At 64.0% G+C, this 17,185-nt stretch carries 15 protein-coding genes; 6 read left to right on the top strand and 9 right to left on the bottom strand.

The annotated features are described in order from the left end of the window. Positions 1-22 precede the first annotated feature (22 nt). Both L0D18_RS08440 and metK read left to right on the top strand, forming a co-directional pair. On the top strand, positions 23-1,159 hold the full coding sequence (locus L0D18_RS08440) for an RNA-guided endonuclease InsQ/TnpB family protein (protein ID WP_243028436.1): 1,137 nt from the start codon (positions 23-25) through the stop codon (positions 1,157-1,159). A 100-nt stretch (positions 1,160-1,259) separates the two neighbouring features. Then, a complete protein-coding gene (gene metK, locus L0D18_RS08435) occupies positions 1,260-2,438 on the top strand; it encodes a methionine adenosyltransferase (protein ID WP_243028481.1) in 1,179 nt (392 codons plus the stop codon). An 87-nt stretch (positions 2,439-2,525) separates the two neighbouring features. Here metK and L0D18_RS08430 read toward each other — a convergent pair whose 3' ends face one another. From L0D18_RS08430 to L0D18_RS08405, 6 genes are all read right to left on the bottom strand, one after another. Next, positions 2,526-3,602, bottom strand: a complete 1,077-nt coding sequence (locus L0D18_RS08430) for a GGDEF domain-containing protein (RefSeq protein WP_243028435.1) — start codon at positions 3,600-3,602, stop codon at positions 2,526-2,528. Positions 3,603-3,648: 46 nt separating this feature from the next. Next, positions 3,649-5,541 carry a biosynthetic arginine decarboxylase gene (gene speA / locus L0D18_RS08425; RefSeq protein WP_243028434.1) on the bottom strand — a complete coding sequence of 631 codons (1,893 nt, stop codon included), beginning with the start codon at positions 5,539-5,541 and terminating at the stop codon, positions 3,649-3,651. Beyond that, on the bottom strand, positions 5,538-6,107 hold the full coding sequence (locus L0D18_RS08420) for a DUF72 domain-containing protein (RefSeq protein ID WP_243028433.1): 570 nt from the start codon (positions 6,105-6,107) through the stop codon (positions 5,538-5,540). Before L0D18_RS08420 ends, speA begins: the two co-directional genes overlap by 4 nt. Continuing rightward, positions 6,088-6,804, bottom strand: coding sequence for an alpha/beta hydrolase (locus L0D18_RS08415; protein ID WP_243028432.1), 717 nt, complete (start codon positions 6,802-6,804; stop codon positions 6,088-6,090). The genes L0D18_RS08420 and L0D18_RS08415 overlap by 20 nt, the downstream gene beginning before the upstream one ends. A 10-nt stretch (positions 6,805-6,814) precedes the next feature. After that, on the bottom strand, positions 6,815-7,747 hold the full coding sequence (locus tag L0D18_RS08410) for a ribose-phosphate diphosphokinase (RefSeq protein WP_243028431.1): 933 nt from the start codon (positions 7,745-7,747) through the stop codon (positions 6,815-6,817). A gap of 99 nt (positions 7,748-7,846) precedes the next feature. After that, positions 7,847-8,977: a M24 family metallopeptidase gene (locus tag L0D18_RS08405; RefSeq protein ID WP_243028430.1), complete on the bottom strand. Its 1,131-nt coding sequence runs from the start codon at positions 8,975-8,977 to the stop codon at positions 7,847-7,849. Between the two features lie 82 nt (positions 8,978-9,059). Here L0D18_RS08405 and erpA point away from each other — a divergent pair, with 82 nt between their 5' ends. The 4 genes from erpA (at position 9,060) to L0D18_RS08385 (ending at position 13,749) form a co-directional block, all read left to right on the top strand. Then, positions 9,060-9,440 (top strand): iron-sulfur cluster insertion protein ErpA, encoded by a 381-nt coding sequence (gene erpA / locus L0D18_RS08400; protein ID WP_243028429.1) that lies wholly within the window; start codon positions 9,060-9,062, stop codon positions 9,438-9,440. Positions 9,441-9,569: 129 nt separating this feature from the next. Next, complete coding sequence (locus tag L0D18_RS08395; RefSeq protein ID WP_243028428.1) at positions 9,570-11,447, top strand: peptide ABC transporter substrate-binding protein; 1,878 nt, start codon at positions 9,570-9,572, stop codon at positions 11,445-11,447. A 94-nt stretch (positions 11,448-11,541) separates the two neighbouring features. Beyond that, positions 11,542-12,552, top strand: a complete 1,011-nt coding sequence (locus tag L0D18_RS08390; RefSeq protein WP_243028427.1) for an ABC transporter permease — start codon at positions 11,542-11,544, stop codon at positions 12,550-12,552. Between the two features lie 9 nt (positions 12,553-12,561). Further along, positions 12,562-13,749 carry an ABC transporter permease gene (locus L0D18_RS08385; protein WP_243028426.1) on the top strand — a complete coding sequence of 396 codons (1,188 nt, stop codon included), beginning with the start codon at positions 12,562-12,564 and terminating at the stop codon, positions 13,747-13,749. Positions 13,750-13,789: 40 nt separating this feature from the next. Here the strand turns inward: L0D18_RS08385 and truA are convergent, their stop codons facing one another. From truA to L0D18_RS08370, 3 genes are read right to left on the bottom strand one after another with little or no spacing between them, the layout of a single operon-like run. Further along, the gene (gene truA, locus L0D18_RS08380; protein ID WP_243028425.1) at positions 13,790-14,554 is read right to left on the bottom strand and encodes a tRNA pseudouridine(38-40) synthase TruA; all 765 of its coding nucleotides are present in this window, start codon (positions 14,552-14,554) and stop codon (positions 13,790-13,792) included. Between the two features lie 9 nt (positions 14,555-14,563). Then, positions 14,564-15,616, bottom strand: coding sequence for an ABC transporter ATP-binding protein (locus L0D18_RS08375; protein WP_243028424.1), 1,053 nt, complete (start codon positions 15,614-15,616; stop codon positions 14,564-14,566). Continuing rightward, entirely contained in the window at positions 15,595-17,148 is a 1,554-nt protein-coding gene (locus L0D18_RS08370; protein WP_243028423.1) for an ABC transporter permease, read from the bottom strand. The genes L0D18_RS08375 and L0D18_RS08370 overlap by 22 nt, the downstream gene beginning before the upstream one ends. Positions 17,149-17,185 lie beyond the last annotated feature (37 nt).

Genomic DNA, 17,185 nt, shown 5'->3' with positions numbered 1-17,185 from the left:
CATGAAGTGTTATGCTGCGTCTATGCAGACCCTCACGCTCCGCTGCACCCTCAAGCCCACCCTCGAACAGGCGGCGGCGCTGGAGGCCACGGTGCGCCTCTTTGCGGAAGCCTGCAACCATGCTTTGCGGGTTGCCAGGGAGCGTGGGGAGTTCCGGCGGTTCAAGCTGCACCGCCTGGTCTACCGCGACCTCCGTTCGATGGGCCTGAGCGCCAACCTCGCGGTGCAGGCGATTGCCCGCGTGGGTCGCAAGAAGGGCAACCGGGCGAAGTTCTACCAACCCACTTCCTGCACCTTTGACCAGCGCACCCTGTCTCTGCGGGGTGAATCGGTGTCCTTGACCACCACGGCGGGGCGGCTCATCGTTCCGATGAAGCTCGGGGACTACCAGCGGGGGATGCTGGCGAAGGCGAGGGGCGTCCAGGGCGGGGTGCTCACCAGGGGGCCGAAGGGCAAGTGGTACATCAACCTGAGTATCAGGGTGGAAGTCCCCACCCCGCCCACAGGCGGTAAAGTGGTGGGTTTGGATATGGGGCAGCGCTACATGGCTACCCTGTCCAGCGGCATCCAGGTCTCGGGCGGAGGTGTGAAGTCCCGGCGCATCCACCTCCGCAACAAGCGCGCCGAGGTACGGAGCAGGCTCGACACCGAACGCACCAAGGGGCTGAGCGCCCTTTGGGAACGGCTTTGCGGCAGAGAGCGGCGCTTCGTGGACCACACCCTGCACACCTTGGCAAAGCGGATTGTGGACAGCCTCGAACCCGGCGATACGCTGGCCATTGAGGACTTGACGGGGCTCAGAAGTCGCACCGCCCAGCGCGGCAAGGAGGCCCGGTATTTGCACAACCTCTGGCCCTACGCCCGCTTCCGCTCGCTGCTGGAGTACAAGGCGGCCCTGAGGGGGGTGCGGGTGGTGGCGGTGGACCCGAGGCACACTAGCCAGGAGTGCCCCCGCTGCGGCCACACCGCCAGGGAGAACCGCCGGAGCCAGGCCCTCTTCCGCTGCACGGGGTGTGGCTTCCAGCATAACGCCGACTGGGTAGCTGCCACCAACATTGCCCGAAGAGCAGGCTCGACGGGCATGGGCCGTTGTAAACCGGCCCGGATTCTGAGGGTATCTTCTCCGCATCGTCTCTCCTCGGAAAGCCCCCGCCTTTAGGCGTGGGGTGGTTTACAAGCCGCCATCATACCCTGGACGGGAAAAGGGGGGTGCTATACTATCAGGGTTGCCCCGGTGGGGGGCGAGGGAGGTGCGCAAGTTGAGGCTGGTCACGTCCGAGTCGGTCACGGAAGGGCACCCGGATAAGCTGGCGGACCGGATCTCCGACGCCATTTTGGATGCCTTGATCGCCCAGGATAAAAAGGCCCGGGTGGCGGCGGAAACCTTGGTTACCACGGGGCTGGTGTTCGTGGCGGGGGAGATCACCACCGAAGGGTATGTGGATATTCCCGGCCTGGTGCGCAAGACGGTTCGGGAAGTGGGATACACCCGGGCCAAGTACGGCTTTGATGCCGACACCTGTGCGGTTCTCACCGCCATTGACGAACAGTCCCCGGACATTGCCGGTGGGGTAAACCTTTCCTATGAATGGCGGGTGCTGAAATCCACCGACCCCCTGGACCGGGTGGGGGCGGGGGATCAGGGCCTCATGTTCGGCTACGCCACCGACGAAACCCCAGAGCTCATGCCCCTACCCATCACCCTGGCCCACCGCCTCACCATGCGCCTGGCGGAGGTGCGCAAGACGGGGCTTCTTCCCTACCTGCGCCCCGACGGCAAAGCCCAGGTCACCGTGGTCTACGAGGGGGATAGGCCCCTTTACGTGAAGACGGTGGTGGTTTCCGCCCAGCATTCCCCCGAGGTGGAGCCGGACCAGCTCCGGGAGGACCTGATCCGGGAAGTGGTACGCCAGGCCATCCCTCCTGAGTACCTTAAGGAAGGGGAGACGGAGTACCTTATCAATCCTTCGGGGCGCTTCATCCTGGGTGGGCCCCATGCGGATACCGGGCTTACCGGGCGCAAGATCATCGTGGACACCTACGGGGGAGCGGTGCCCCATGGGGGTGGGGCCTTTAGCGGGAAGGACCCCACCAAGGTGGACCGCTCCGCCAGCTACTACGCCCGCTACATGGCCAAGAACCTGGTGGCGGCAGGCCTGGCCCGGCGGGCCATGGTGGAGCTGGCCTACGCCATCGGCAAAGCCCGGCCCGTATCCTTGCGGGTGGAAACCTTCGGCACCGGGATCCTGCCTGACGAGAAGCTGGCCGAGATCGTGAAGCGGGTCTTTGACCCCAGACCCTTGGCCATCATTGAGGAGCTGGACCTCCTGAGGCCCATCTACACCCCCACCAGCGCCTACGGCCACTTTGGCCGCATGGGCTTCCCGTGGGAGGAAACCGACCGGGTGGAGGCCTTGAGGCGGGAAGCGGGCCTTTAATACCACCCCAGTCTGACTTCGTCAGACTGGGGGCCCCGGATACCACCCCACCCTGGCATGGGCCAGGGTGGGGGCCCCGCAAAAGGACTAGCCCACCCCCACCCGGTTTTTCCCCCGGCGTTTGGCTTGGTAAAGGGCTTCGTCGGCCCGTTTCAGGAGGGAAAGGGGGGAGTCATCAGGGCGGGCCTCGGCTACCCCGATGCTGATGGTCATCCCTGCCACGGGGGGGACCCTTAGGGCTGCCACCGCCTGGCGCAGGCGTCCGGCCAGGCGCACCGCCTGGGCCAGGGGGGTTTCCGCGAGGAGGATGGCGAACTCCTCCCCGCCCAGGCGCACGGCCCGGTCGCTTTTCCGGAGGTGTTCTTCCAGGCAGCGGGCTAGGGTTTTGAGCACCCGGTCCCCCACGGGGTGGCCGTGGGTATCGTTCACCCTCTTGAAGTTGTCCAGGTCCAAAATCATAAGGGAAAGGGGTCGGTTATACCGCTGGACGCGGAAGAGCTCCCGCTCAAGCACCAGATCCAGATAACGCCGGTTCCTAAGCCCAGTTAGGGGGTCGGTATAGGCTTCCAGCTGGGCCTCCAGGTACCCTTCCTTAACCCGCACCAGCATGTAGAGAAGGCCCACATAGGCCAGGTTGGCCCCGAAGAACTGGGCCAGGGCGTTGAGGTGCTCCGCATGGAAATGGCCGCGAACGCTTCCCAAGAGGGAAAGCAGAAAGAGGGTGAGCAGGTAGAGGAGGGCCAGGCGCACCGCCTGCTGCGTCTGAAAAAAGAGAAAGCTGCTGAAGTACACAAAGGGCACCCAGTAAGCGGCGGGGGATAGGCCCATGGGGTTGGGGCTGATAAGGAGTTGGTAGGCCAGGGTGGCCAGGAGGTAGGAGGCCACCAGGGCATGGGCTGTGGCCAGGACCCAGGGGGAGGTGCGCGGCCAACGCCAGAGGATGAGGGCCAAAAGGGAGAAGCCCAGGGCCAGAAGGGGGAGGAGGAGGCGGTCCACCGGGTCCAGCTCCGCGGCCCTAGAGGTAGCGAAGGCCACCAGGGCCAGAACGGCACCTAGGGGTAAGAGCCATAGGGCCGTTCTGCGCCTTAAAGGATGCAGGGGATCCAGGAGCTCGAGGGTGGGGTGCAAGCTAACCCCAGTATATGGGACACGTACCCGGGCCATGACCCCAGGATGGCCTAGTCCCCCTTAACGAACCCTTAACGACCCCTCAGTCCTCCAGGTAGGTGTAGCCCTGGAGCTCCCGCATGTACCGTTCCAGGAAGGCCCCTTTTTCCACGGGGGAAAGGCGGCTTTGCCGCACCAGCCGCTCCACGCCCAGGAAGAGCTCCCGGGCGGTGAAGCCCATCTTCTCGATCACCTTCTCCGCGGTCTCCCCGGGGACAAAGCGCTCAATGGCAAACCCTTCCTCGTCCACCAGCACGTGGGCCTCCCCCACCTGACCGAAGAGGTTGTGGTTGCTGCCCAACACGTCCTGGTAGGCGCCCACCAGGAAGACCCCCAGGTAATAGTCCTCCCCCGGGCGGATGGGGTGGACGGGCAGGCTGTGGCGCACGTCGTGCAGGTCAATGAAGCGGTCCATCTTGCCGTCGGAGTCGCAGGAGATATCCACCAGGGTGGCCTGGCGGGTGGGAGGCTCGTGGAGGCGGCTTAGGGGGACGATGGGGAAGAGCTGGTGGATGGCCCAAGCATCGGGAAGGCTTTGGAAAATGGAGAAGTTGCAGACCAACTTGTCGGCCAAAAGCTTTTCCAGGTCCTCGAGCTCATCGGGGGCGTAGGGAAGGTCCTGGGCGATGGCGTACACCCGCCGGGCGATGTGGTAGAAGATCTCCTCCGCCAGGGCGCGGTCCTGCAGGGAGACCAGCCCCAGGTCGTAAAGGGTCTGCAGGGTTTCCTTGTCGGCGAAGGCGTCGTGGTAGACCTCGCGGAAGTTTTTGGGGGAAAGGGTTTCCAGGCTCTCCCAAAGCTCCTTGACCAAGGGATGGGCCTCTGGGGGTGGGGGATGGGGCCGGGTCTCCCCCGGGGGGGTGATCACGTCAATGACCTCGAGGACCAGGACCTCATGGTACGCGGTGACCGCCCGGCCCGACTCCGTGACCAGGGTGGGATGGGGCTCCCCTTGGGCCTCCACCACCTCCTTGGTCACGTAGACCAGGTCCTCGGCATACTCGGGGAGGGTGTAGTTGGCGGAGGCGTAGAAGTTGGTCTTGGAGCCGTCGTAGTCCACGGCCAGGCCCCCGCCCAGGTTGAGGTACTGGAGAGGGGCCCCCAGCTTCCTGAGCTGCACATAGGTCTGGGCCGCCTCCCGCACCGCCGCCTTGATCTTGCGGATATCCGTCACCTGGCTGCCAATGTGGGCATGGACCATGACCAGGGCCTCCAGGAGCCCTTCCTCCTTCAGGATCTCCACCGCCCGGATGATCTCCGGGGTGGTGAGGCCGAACTTGGCGTTTTCTCCGCCGCTGGCCTCCCACTGCCCAGCTCCCTTGGCCTTTAGTTTGTAACGGATGCCCAGCTGGGGGCGTACGCCAAGTTCCTTGGAGATCCGGATCACCCGGGGAAGCTCGGCGAACTTCTCCAGGGTGATGACCACGTTCCGGGAAAGCTTCCTCCCGGTCAGGGCCAGGCGGATGAAGTCGTCGTCCTTGAAGCCATTGGTGGTGATGAGGGCTTCCGGGGAGAGGTCCTGGGCCAGGATCAAGGCCAGCTCGGCCTTGCTCCCCGCCTCGAGGCCATAGTGATAGGGCTTCCCCGCCTTGGCCACGGTTTCCAGCACCAAGCGGCGCTGGTTCACCTTCACGGGATAGACCCCGCGGTACGCTCCTCGGTAGCCATACTTTTCCATGGCCTTCCGGAAGGCCTCGTTCAGCTCCTTTACCCGGGCCTCGAGGATCTGGGGAAACCGAAGCACCAAAGGTAAAGGCCGTCCCTCGTCCCTAAGGGCTTCCACGATTTCCAAAAGGGAGGCGGAAGGGCCTTCCGGGCCCAAGGGGGTTACCTCCAACTCTCCGTCCCGCCCTACCCGGAAAAACCCCGCTCCCCAGTAGGGCACCAGGTAGATCTCCTCCGCTTCTTTGGGGGAAAAGCGCCTGGCGGTTTTCAATCCCGTTCAACCTCCGCCCCCAAGTGTAGGACGGAAGGGGCAGCTTGGGAAGGGGTTGGGCTCCGATAGACATACCCCTCGCCTTCCTTGGGGACTTCCTCCGGGTCCAGTAGGTAAAGGAAGGGACTTTCCACCTCGTTTACCAGGGCAAAACCCCGGCTTCTGATAAGGAGGTGTAAGGTCTTTTCCACCTGGAAAGCGATGGCTACCGGCCCCACTTCTTCCAGGACCCCTTCTAGGAGGTCTAACCACCGGGCCAGTTGGGCAGGCTTCAGTCCCTTAGGCAGTACAAGCCGCACCGCTCCCTGCTTCTCCCCGAAGAGGCGGAAGCGCCTCAGAAAGCGCCTTAGGGTCCGCCTTTCCTCCCCTCCTGGTTGGAAGGTGAGGTGCTTGTGGCCAAAGACGCTGAAGCGAAACCCTTCGGGGGCCAAGGCCCTTAACCGGCTTATGGTCTTCCTGTCCCCCACCCGGTGCCACCAGGAAAGCTCCACCGTGGGGAAGGCCTTGGCGTAGGCCTTAAAACCCCCGGGGTAGCCCCTATACCCCCTAAGCCCTTCCAGGATCAAGCCACGCCTCCAAAAAGGCCAGCCCCATCCGGGCCATCAAGGGGGTGATGGTGTGCCCAGCTCCCTCCTCCACGAAACGGGCGAGCCGCCCCTCGGGGTAATGGGGCCTCAGGGCCTCCACGGTTTTTTCCATGCGGGAAAGGGGCACGATCAGGTCCTTGGTGCCGTGGAGGTGAAGAAGGGGTACACCCCCATAGGCTTCTCCCCTCAGGGCAGGGGGGGTTTCGTAAAGGGCCAAAACCTTGGCGTCCGCCACCTCCTGCCCTTGGGGGAGCTTCATGGGGAAACCGCTACCGATGAAGGCCAAGGCTCCTTGTGCCTTGAAGCCTTGGGAAAGGAGCAGGTGGACCACGAAAGCCCCCATGCTGCCCCCCGCCAGGAAAAGGGGGAGGGAGAAACGCCTTTGGGCTTCTTGGGCTACCTCCCTGGCCTCTTCCGCAAAGGTCAGGGCCACCCGGTAAACCTCCTCTACGTAGCTCTGGCTTCTGGAGGAAGGGGGTGGACCTTCCCGCTCCCCGTGCCGGGGGGCATCAAAGGCCAGGAGGAGAAAGCCCTTTTCCGCATACCCCGGGAGCAGGGAAAGGATGTGCTCCTTAGATCCCTGAAGCCCGTGGAGGGCGAGGAGGAGGGCCCTGGGGCGTTTGGGGATATGGGCCAGCACGCTCTGCCCTGCCAGGGTAAACGCCTCTTTCCGCATGCGGCTCCCCTCAGGTGAAAAGGCTGGACACCGACTCCCCCCGGTGGATGCGCCAGATGGCCTCGGCGAAGAGGGGTGCCACGGGAAGGGTCTTGAGCTTGGGGCCTTCCTTGGGGGGGCAGGTGTCGGTGGCCGCCACCTCCTGCACCGGGCTTTTGGCGATGCGCTCTAGGGCCGGCCCCACATAGACCCCGTGGGTGGCGGCGGCGTAGACCTCCTTGGCCCCTGCCTGCAACAGGGCCTCCACCGCCTCCACCAGGCTTCCGGCGGTGGAGATCTCGTCGTCCACGATCAGGGCAGTTTTCCCCCTAACCTCCCCCACCAGCATCCGGACCCGTACCTCGGTGTCGGAAACCCGTTCCTTGTCAATGAAGGCCAAGGGGAGGCGGAGGCGCCGGGCCAGGGAGCTGGCCCGCTTTAGGTCCCCGGCATCCGGGGCCACCACCACGGCATTGTCCAGGTCCACCCGGGTGGCGAAGTGGTTGGCGATGACGGGCTCGGCGGAGAGGTGGTCCACGGGCACCTTAAAGAACCCGTGCACCTGGGGGGAGTGCAGGGTCATGGTGAGTACCCGGTCGGCCCCGGCGGTCTGGAGAAGATCGGCCACCAGCCTGGCGGCGATGGAGATGCGGGGGGCGTCCTTCTTGTCGCTGCGGGCATAGGAGAAGTAGGGGATGACCGCCGTGACCCGGGCGGCGCTGGCCCCCTTGGCGGCGTCAATCATCATGAGAAGCTCCATGAGGTGGTCCTGCACCGGAGGGGTTAGGGACTGGACGATGAAGACATCCCCTTCCCTTAGGCTTTCCTCAAAGCGCACGAAGAGGTTGTCGTTGGCGAAGCGCTGGGTGGTGCTTTTGCCCAGGGGAAGGCCTAGGGCCTCAGCGATGGCTTGGGCTAAGGGCTTATTGGACTGACCAGAGAAGATCAGCAGGGGGCGGTCCATGCCGTTCCCCAAGATACCACGCCCCAGGGGTATGCCTCCCGCTTCGCTCCCCAAGGGCTAGCGTGTGGGGGCTACCTAGGTCAGCCCCAAAGGGGCTACTTAAAGGAGGGTGAGACCCTCCTGCAAGGGGGTGGTGACCTCGAGGCCTTCGGGATGCACATAGACGTTCACCTCGGTGCGCACCCCGAAATCGGGTAGGTAAACCCCGGGTTCCACGGTGAAGGCCAGCCCCGGCACCAGGGGGCGGAAGTCATGGGTTTCCAGGTCGTCCAGGTGGGGGCCGGAGCCGTGGACCTCCTCCCCCAGGTTGTGCCCCGTGCGGTGGCGGATGTAAGGCCCGTAGCCCTCCCCTTCCAAAAGGTCCCGGGCCACCCGGTCCACCTCAAAGCCCTTGGGGTAGCGCCCTTTTCCGTAGGCCTCGGCCAGGAAGCGGATGGCGGCATCCCGGGCCCTGGTCACCGCCTGGAAGGCCCGGTGGGCCCCTTCAGGAGGCCTTAGGCCCGCCATCCAGGTGATGTCGGCGTAGACCCCCCCTTTTTCCTTAGCCCACAGGTCCAAAAGCACCACCTCGCCCTCCTCGAGGACCTTGTCCGTGGGGGCGTGGTGAGGGTTGGCGGCGTTTCGGCCGAAGGCCACCATGGGGGGATGGTCAAAGACCAGCCCCCGTTCCTCCAGGGCCTGGACCAAGAGGGCCTGCACGGCTTTTTCCGTGGGCCTGGGGCTTTGCTGCAGGAAGGCCAGCGCTCGGTCCCTGGCGGCCACCAAGCCCTTCACCGCCCGGCGGTGGCTCTTTAGCTTCGCCTCTCCCCAGGTTTGGAAGAGGAGGAGGAGGGGCCAGGAGGAAAGGAGCTCGAGGCCCATCCCCCTCAAAAGGTCCAAGGTGCCTCCATCCACCCGGGAAAGGTAGGGTACCAAGCCTGCTGGCACGTACTCCAGCGCGATGCGCCTTAAGCCCTCCACAAGCTCCGTAAGGGCTCCCACGTATCCTTGCCAAGTGTGGTAGGTGCGCTTTTTCCCAGGGAGGGAAGGGAAGAGGCTTTCTTCAATGGCATGGCAAAGGAGGGTGGGCTCCCCTTCCCGGGGGATGAAGTAGGCGAAGCGTCGGGTCAGGTGAAGAGGGGTGAGGGAGAGGACCTCGAGGGCCAAGGGGTTGCTCCTCCCAAAGGAGAAGAGGAGCCAGCCATCCAGCTTCTCTTCCCTAAGCACCTCCTGTATGCGGGGTAGGTTCATGTCCATATCCTAGCCCTTGGAACCCGCCTCACCTTTCCGTACCCCTGTCATGCTAGGGTGAAGGGGTAGGGAGGTTTGCGAGATGGTGAAAGCAGAGGGGGCGGTAATCCGCATCACTCCCCAGGCGGCGGAGAAGGCTAAGGAGATCTTGGCCCGCTACGGTAAGGAGCACGCCGCCATCCGGGTCTTCATCAAGTCCGGCGGGTGCTCGGGCTTCCAGTACGGCATGGCCGTGGATGAGAGGGAGCTTCAGGGGGACACCTTGGTGGAGATGCACGGGGTGCGCCTGGTGGTGGACCCCATGTCCTTGCCCTACCTGGTGGGCTCGGAGATCGACTGGGTGGAAAGCCTCATGGGCGGGGGATTCACCGTGCACAACCCCAACGCCGCCAGCACCTGCGGCTGCGGCCACTCCTTCCGCACCAAGGACCAGGAAGCAGAAGCCAGGACCTGTGGCCATTGATTCCCCTTCCTAAGCGCTTTTGGGGCCCTATCTTTGGGCCCTTTTATCCTTTTTCTTGACCTATATGGTAAGCGTCGTATAATAGCCTCGGCCACGAAGGGCAGTGCCGCAACGGAGAAAGGAGGCTGTATGAGAAAAGTAGGCAAGCTGGCTTTAGTCGGTCTAACCGCCCTAGGCCTGGCCCTGGCAGGGCCCCAGGACAACAGCTTGGTCGTAGGGGCTTCCCAGGAGCCTAGGGTGCTGGCGGGGGACTTCTTAAGCATCATCTCCAACCAGGCCATCAAGAGCGAGATTGAAGGCTATCTCTTTGCGCCTTTTATCGGCTTCAATGCCGATAGCCAGAACTTCCCCGTGCTGGCCACCGAGGTGCCCACGGAGAAAAACGGGCGCCTGCGGGTGACCGATATCGGTGGGGGCAAGAAGCGGCTGGAGATGGACCTCACCATCCGCCCCGATGCCCGTTGGTCCGACGGCAAGCCCATCACCACCGAGGATGTGGCCTTCTACTACGAGGTGGGTAAGGCCAAGGGCATGCCCGTCCTGAACCCCGATTATTGGGAGCGGGTGAGCCTCAAGGTGAAGGATGCCCGCAACTTCACCGTGACCTTTGAGCCCGCCTACTACTACGACACCTACGGCTCCTACGGCTCCCCCATAGGCTATGCTCCCAAGCACATCATGGGGGCGGAGTGGGAGAAGGTAAAGGCGGCGGCCCGCAACCTGAATCCCGATAAAGACGCGGAGAAGCTCAACGAGCTCTACCGTAACTTCTTCCTCAAGTTCTCCACCCCCCAGGCCTTGAACCGGGGTGCCATGGTCTACTCGGGCGCCTTCAAGCTGAAGCGCTGGGTACCGGGTAACTCCATTGAGATGGAGCGCAACACCAACTTCCCCATCAAGCCGGAGGGTGGGGAAAGCAAGTACGTGCAGAAGGTGGTCTACCGCTTCATCCAGAACACCAACTCCCTCCTGGTGGCGGTGATCGGGGGCTCCATTGACGCCACCTCCAGCGTCTCCCTCACCTTTGACCAGGGCCGTAGCCGGCAGCTCACCTCCCGTGCCCCTGGCCGCTTTGACATCTGGTTTGTGCCCGGAGCCATCTGGGAGCACATTGACATCAACAAGTTTGCCAACTGCCAGCAGGTGAAGGACCTGGGCCTGGACGATGTCCGCACCCGTCAGGCCCTCCTCTACGCCCTGAACCGGGAAGGGTTGGTGAAGGCCTTCTTTGATGGCCTCCAGCCTGTGGCCCACACCTGGATCGCTCCCGTCAACCCCCTCTTCAATCCCAACGTCAAGAAGTACGAGTTTGACCTGAAGAAGGCCGAGGCTCTCCTGGCGCAGATGGGTTGGAAGAAGGGCCCGGATGGAATCCTCCAGCGCACCGTGGGCGGGCGCACCGTTCGTTTTGAGATTGAGTACGTGACCACCGCGGGCAACGCCATCCGCGAGCGCACCCAGCAGTTCTTCGCCGAGGACCTGAAAAAGATTGGCATTGCCGTAAAGATCAACAACGCCCCCTCGGCGGTGGTCTTCTCCGACGACTACATCCAGCGGGCCAGCGAGTGCAAGTGGACGGGGATGTTTGAGTTCGCCTGGGTCTCTAGCCTGGCCGAGGACGGCAGCCTCTTCCAGTACAAGAACCTGAACACTGGGGCCATCATGGTGCCCACCAAGGAGAACAACTACCAGGGCCAGAACATCGGTGGCTGGCGGAACGACGAGTTTGACCGCTTGACCAGCCAGGGGGTGCTGGAGTTTGACGAGGCCAAGCGGAAACAGCTCTTCTGGAAGGCTCAGGAGATCTGGGCGGAGGAGCTTCCCGCCCTACCCCTTTACTTCCGCGCCAATCCCTACGTGGTGCGCAAGGGCCTGGTGAACTACGTGGCCAGCGCCTACGCGGGCGGCTTTGGCTACCCCGGCTGGAACGCTTGGGAGATCGGCTGGGAAAGCCGCGGCGCCGTGAAGAAGTGGGACCAGGCGAAATACGCCCTTTCCGTCAAGTAGACATGGTATAGTGGGGCCCGCTGGGCGGAATGCCCAGCGGGCTTTTTGGTCAGGCGATAGCCTATTTGGAGGCGCAAAAACAGGAGGTACAAAGGTGTTTGCCTATACGGTGCGCAGGCTTTTGCAGATGATCCCCTTGCTCCTGGCTGCCAGCGTGGTGATCTATACCCTGCTGGCCTTGCAGCCGGGGGATCCTTTGGAGGAGCTCAAGCGGCAAAACCCTCGGATGACCGCGGAGCAGTTTGAGGCCTTGAAGCGGGCCTATGGCCTGGACCAGCCCCTTCATATCCGCTACTTCAAGTGGCTTTCCCGGGCGGTGCGGGGGGACCTTGGCTACAGCCGCACCTACGGCATCCCTGCGGCGGAGTACATCTTCGTGCAGCGCTTGCCCAAGACCCTGATCCTCTCGGGCTTGGCCCTGACCCTGGCCTTGGTGGTGGCTATCCCCGTGGGCATCTTCTCCGCCGTGCGCCAGTACTCCCTGGCGGATTACGTCATCACCTTCTTCTCCTTCGTGGGGTTTTCCATGCCGGTCTTTTTCCTGGGCATCCTGCTCCTTTACCTCTTTGCCATCTGGTTTCCCGACCACATCCCTGGCTTTCCCCGTTTTCCCACCGGGGGTGTTCCCGGGGTGCTTTGGGAGGATGTGCGTTCGGGGGCCGTGAGCTTCGCGTATTTCCTGGGGCAGTGGGCCTGGCACCTGATCCTGCCGGTCATCGCCCTTTCCTCCTTGCAAATGGCGGAGTGGACCCGGTTCATGCGGGCTTCCTTGCTGGAGGTGCTTTCCCAGGATTACATCCGCACCGCCCGGGCCAAGGGCTTGGCCGAGCGGGTGGTGCTCTACAAGCACGCCCTCAGGAACGCCCTCATTCCCATCGTGACCCTGGTGGGCCTGGCCATCCCCGGGGTGTTGGGCGGGGCCACCATCACCGAGACCATTTTCAGCTACCCCGGGATGGGACGGGCCATCTTTGACGCCCTGGTGGAGAAGGACTACAACGTGGCCATGGCGGCCTTGGCCTTCTTGGCCTTGATGACGGCCCTTTTCAACCTGCTTGCAGACCTGGCCTATGCGGTGGTGGACCCCCGCATCCGCTACAGCTAGAGGTGGATCATGGCGACGCAAGCGCTAAAAGCCAAGCCCCGTACCTTCTTCGGCCTTTTCTGGCGCCGCTTAAGGCGGCACAAGATGGCCATGGCCGGGTTGGTGGTCATCATCCTCCTGATCCTCATGGCCATCTTCGCCCCCTGGATTGCTCCTTACGACCCCACAGCCCAGCCCACAGGGGAGGACGTGGGCCAGCACTACTTCAACCCTCCTTCCCGGGAGCACCTTCTGGGCACCGATGACCTGGGCCGGGATGTGCTTTCCCGCATCATCTACGGCTCCCGCATCTCCCTTTTGGTGGGTTTTGCCGTGGCCTTTTCCAGCGTGATCCTGGGCACCATCATGGGCACCCTGGCGGGGTATTTTTCCGGTCGCCCCTTGCGCTTTTACCTGGGACCTTTAAGGCGGGAACGGGAGGGGTTTTATCCCTTCAGCTTTGCCCTTTGGCGGGTTTTTTCCTGGTTTCTCTACTACGGCGTTTTGTACCTGGCGCTCTCCATCGCCTGGACGCTGGCCGAGGATGGGATTCGTGCTGGCAGGGTAGGGAGCTACCTGGGTTTTGGCCTGGTCCTGGCCTTGGTGCTTTGGGCGGCCTGGTATGGGCTTAGGGGGCAGATCCGCTTGGATTTGGACGTGGCCATAAGCCGCCTCATTGACTTCATGCTCACCATCCCCACCCTTCCCCTCCTCTTGGTGCTTTCCGCTTTGCTGCGGGACCCGGGGGTGAAGGTGGGCCAGTGGGCCCAAGGGGTCTTTGGCGATGCGGCCAGCGTTTTCATCATCATCACCATCCTGGTGCTTTTCGGCTGGCTGGGCACGGCCCGGCTGGTGCGGGGGAATATCCTCTCCTTGAGGGAGCAGGATTACGCCACCGCCGCCCAAGCCTTGGGGGCTAGCGACGCCCGCATCATGTTCCGGCACCTGGTGCCCAATACCTTGGCGCCCCTCATCGTGCAGGCCACCTTGCAGATCGGTGGGGCCATCCTGGTGGAGGCGGCCCTTTCCTTCCTGGGCTTTGGCATCCAACCCCCGGTGGCCACCTGGGGCAACATGCTCACCAACGCCCAGGAGTACATCTTCACCGCGCCTTGGTTGGCCCTGCCCCCGGGGTTCATGATCTTCATCACCGTCTTGGCCTTTAACTACCTGGGGGATGGGCTTCGGGATGCCTTAGACCCAAGAAGCCGCCTCTAGGGCCACCCCACCCGGGCAAAGCCCGGGTGGGGCCCCTGGTCTACCGAGGGGTTAGTTTTTCCGGAGGGTAGGCGGCCTCGAGGAAATACAGCCCCTGAGGGGGCGCCGAGGCGCCCGCTTGGCTTCGGTCCTGGGTTTGCAGAATGAGCCGGAGGCTATCCGGGTTGCGCTTGCCCAGGCCCACCTCCAAAAGGGTCCCCACCATGCCCCGCACCTGGCCCCTTAGGAAGCTCTGGCCCCGGAAGTAAAGGCGAAGCTCCCTGCCCCCTTCCCCTTCCACCTCCTCCAGCCTGGCCTCGTAGAGCTCCCTTTCCCCTTCCCGCACCTCCGCCTTGGCAAAGCCCAGGAAGTTGTGCCGCCCCTTAAGGAGGGAGAGGGCCTCCTGCATGGCCGCTTGGTCCAGGGGATGGCGGACCCAAAGGGCCCGGTGGCGGAGGAGGGGGGAGGGGTGGGGCCTTAGGAGGATGCGGTAGCGGTAGGCCCGCCATAGGGCGTCCTTGCGGGCGTGGAAGGTCGGGGCCACCTCCTTGGCGGCCACCACCTTGAGGTCCTCGGGGAGAAGCCGGTTCAAGGCCTCGGGGATCTTCTCCGTGGGGATTCGGCTGGGTAGGTCAAAGTGGAAGGGCATGGCCAGGGCGTGCACCCCGGCATCCGTGCGGCCGGCGGCCACCGCCTGGGGGAGGGCTCCGATCTCCGGCAGGACCCTTTCCAACTCCCCTTGGACGGTGCGCAGGCCAGGCCGCTGGCGCTGAAGCCCGGCGAAGTGGGTGCCGTCGTATTCGGTGAGGATCAGGATGCGGCGCACAGGTCCAGCTTAATCCGCACCCACCAGGGTCTTGGCGAGATGCCCCTCCAGGGCCACCCCTTTCCCCACCACCTTAAGCCGCACCCGGTCCCCCTCCCGGAAAGGGCTTTCCGGGCCTTCCTGGACCAGGATCTCCTTCTCTGGGGAAAGGAGGCGCACCCGGTAGGTGAGGTCGTGCCCTTTAAACTCCCGGGCCACCACCAGGCCCAGGGTGCCCTCCTGGCCTTCTGCAGGCAAAAGCCTTAAGGCCTCGGGGCGCAGGGAGAGGAGAAGGGGGCCATGGGCAGGCTCGGCCAGGGGCACCGGGCCCAAGCAGGTTTCCGCATAGGGGCCAAACCCCTCCCCGGAAAGAAGGTTGGTGCGGCCCAAAAACTGGGCCACGAAGGGGGTCTTGGGCTTGAGGTAGACCTCCTCAGGGGTGCCCACTTGTTCCAGCCTCCCTCCCCGCATCACCCCAAGCCTGTCGGCGAAGGAAAGAGCCTCCTCCTGGTCGTGGGTGACCAAAAGGGCGGTGGTGCCGGTTTCCTTGAGGATCTTGCGCACCTCCTCCCGGGTGCTGGCCTTGAGGCTCGCGTCCAGGCTGGAGAAGGGCTCGTCCAGAAGAACCAGCTTCGGCCCCGGGGCCAAGGCCCGGGCCAGGGCGATGCGCTGCTGCTGCCCCCCGGATAGCTCCCCAGGCTTGCGGTCCTGGAATAGGGTCATGCCCACCCGCTCCAAGGCCCTTTTGGCCCTCTCCAGGCGGTCCTTTCCCTTGAGGCCGAAGGCCACGTTGCCCAAGGCACTGAGGTGGGGGAAGAGGGCGTAGTCCTGGAAGACGAAGCCGATGCCCCGCCTTTCTGGGGGCAGGAGGGTGATGTCCTTGCCCTCCAGGAGGACCCGCCCCCTATCGGGGCTTTCCAACCCGGCCACCACCCTTAGGAGGGTGGTCTTGCCGCAGCCGGAGGGCCCCAAAAGGGCTAGGATCTCCCCGGGGTAGACCTCGAGGTCTATCCCCTTTAGCACCTCGTGTTCCCCGAAGCGCTTGACGATGCCCTCCAGTCTTAAAAGCGGCGCTCGGTCCAAAGCAACACCCCCACAAAGGCTGCCGAGAGGAGAACGATGAGCAGGGCAAAGGGGGCGGCCTCGGCAAACATGGCCCCCTGAGTGTAACTGAAAACCCGGGTGGAGAGGGTGCTATACCCCATGGGGGCCAGGAGCAAGGTGATGGGAAGCTCCTTCACCGCCCCGATAAAGGCCAAGGCTCCCCCGGCCACCGCCCCCCGCCAAAGGAGGGGAAAGGTGACGCGGAAGAAGGCCCGGAAAGGGGTGTCCCCTAGGGTCCTGGCCGCTTCCTCCAGGCGCCTGGGCACCTGGTATAGGGCTCCCCTCACCGGTCCCAGGCCCTCGGCTAGGAAGTGGAAGGCCAAGGCCAGGACCAAAAGGGGTAGGGTACCGTAGAGGAAGGTGAGGCTTTTTAGGCTAAAGAAGATCCAGGCTAAGGCCAGGGCCAAGGGTGGGATGGCGTAGCCCATGTAGGCAAGCCTTTCTAGAAGGCGGGAGGCCGGCGAGGGGTGGCGCACCACCAGGTAAGCGATGGGTAAGGCCATGCCCACGGCAAGGAGGGCGGTGGGGATGGCGGCCAGGGCGGAGTGGAGGAGAGCCTCCCAAAGCCCGGTCAGGTTTTCCCGGGGAAAGCGGCTTGCCAGATGGAAGAGGGCACAGAGGGGGAGGACCAAGGCCCACGAGACGGGAAGAAGGAGCAGGAGGTAGGCCCAAGGGGTAAACCACCCCAAGCTTATGGGCTTGGCCTTTTTCCCGCTTCCCTTGCCCGTGCGGGCCAGGCTGAGCCGGCGGAGGAAGACCCCTTCCAGAAGGAGAAGCCCCCCGGTGAAGAGGAGGAGGACGAGGGCTAGCCAGGCAGCGTAAACCCGGTCAAAGGCGGCGTTATATTGCAGGTAAATGGCGTAAGAGAAGGTTTCGTAGCGCAAAAGGCTCACGGTGCCGAAATCCCCCAGGACGTGGAGACCCACCACCAGATACCCGGAGAGGAGGGCGGGAAGGAGCTGGGGGAAGACCACCCGGAAAAAGGCTCTTAAGGGCCCAACTCCTAGGGTCCGGGCCGCTTCTTCCAGGCTGGGGTCCAGTCCCAAAAAGGCAGCCCTAAGGCCCAGGAAGAGATAGGGGTAGGTGATGAGGGAAAGGACGAGGAGAGCTCCCCAATACCCCTCGAGGCGGGGCAAAGGCAGGAGGCCTCCAGGCCCCGTGGCCGCCAGGAGCACGTAGGCGCCCACGTAGCCGGGGATGGCCAGGGGCAGGGTGAGGAGGATGGAGAAAAGCCGCTTCCCCTTAAGGCCGGTGCGGGTGGTGAGAAAGGCCAGGGGCAGGGCGAGGAGGGTGGTGCTCAGGAGAACCCCCAGGAGGAGGGAAAGGGTGTTCCTAACCAGCTCCAGGTTCTTGGGGCGGAGGAGGATGGCCTTTAGGGTTTCGGGATCGGCCTCCAGGGCCCTTAGGACCAGGTAGAGGAGGGGAAGGGCCACCCCGCCCCCTGTGAGGAGGGCGGGCACCAGGAAGGGCAGAAGCCCGGGAAGTTGGGGGAACCCTCTTGCGCTGGTCATCGTTGGGTTTGGCACCCAGGCCTGCCCCCAAGGGGGT

Origin of the sequence: Thermus albus (genome assembly GCF_022760855.1) — a bacterium.
Classification (GTDB): Bacteria; Deinococcota; Deinococci; order Deinococcales; family Thermaceae; genus Thermus; species Thermus albus.
Note: the sequence above shows the minus strand (reverse complement) of the source record. Positions and strands in the feature narration are given on the sequence as shown.

Bases quoted from the DNA above. Each gene is read 5' to 3' on its own strand.
- L0D18_RS08370 (WP_243028423.1), bottom strand. From the start codon at position 17,148: ATGACCAGCGCAAGAGGGTTCCCCCAACTTCCCGGGCTTCTGCCCTTC.
- L0D18_RS08395 (WP_243028428.1), top strand. From the start codon at position 9,570: ATGAGAAAAGTAGGCAAGCTGGCTTTAGTCGGTCTAACCGCCCTAGGC.
- erpA (WP_243028429.1), top strand. From the start codon at position 9,060: ATGGTGAAAGCAGAGGGGGCGGTAATCCGCATCACTCCCCAGGCGGCG.
- L0D18_RS08415 (WP_243028432.1), bottom strand. From the start codon at position 6,804: ATGCGGAAAGAGGCGTTTACCCTGGCAGGGCAGAGCGTGCTGGCCCAT.
- L0D18_RS08410 (WP_243028431.1), bottom strand. From the start codon at position 7,747: ATGGACCGCCCCCTGCTGATCTTCTCTGGTCAGTCCAATAAGCCCTTA.
- L0D18_RS08405 (WP_243028430.1), bottom strand. From the start codon at position 8,977: ATGAACCTACCCCGCATACAGGAGGTGCTTAGGGAAGAGAAGCTGGAT.
- L0D18_RS08430 (WP_243028435.1), bottom strand. From the start codon at position 3,602: ATGGCCCGGGTACGTGTCCCATATACTGGGGTTAGCTTGCACCCCACC.
- L0D18_RS08385 (WP_243028426.1), top strand. From the start codon at position 12,562: ATGGCGACGCAAGCGCTAAAAGCCAAGCCCCGTACCTTCTTCGGCCTT.
- L0D18_RS08440 (WP_243028436.1), top strand. From the start codon at position 23: ATGCAGACCCTCACGCTCCGCTGCACCCTCAAGCCCACCCTCGAACAG.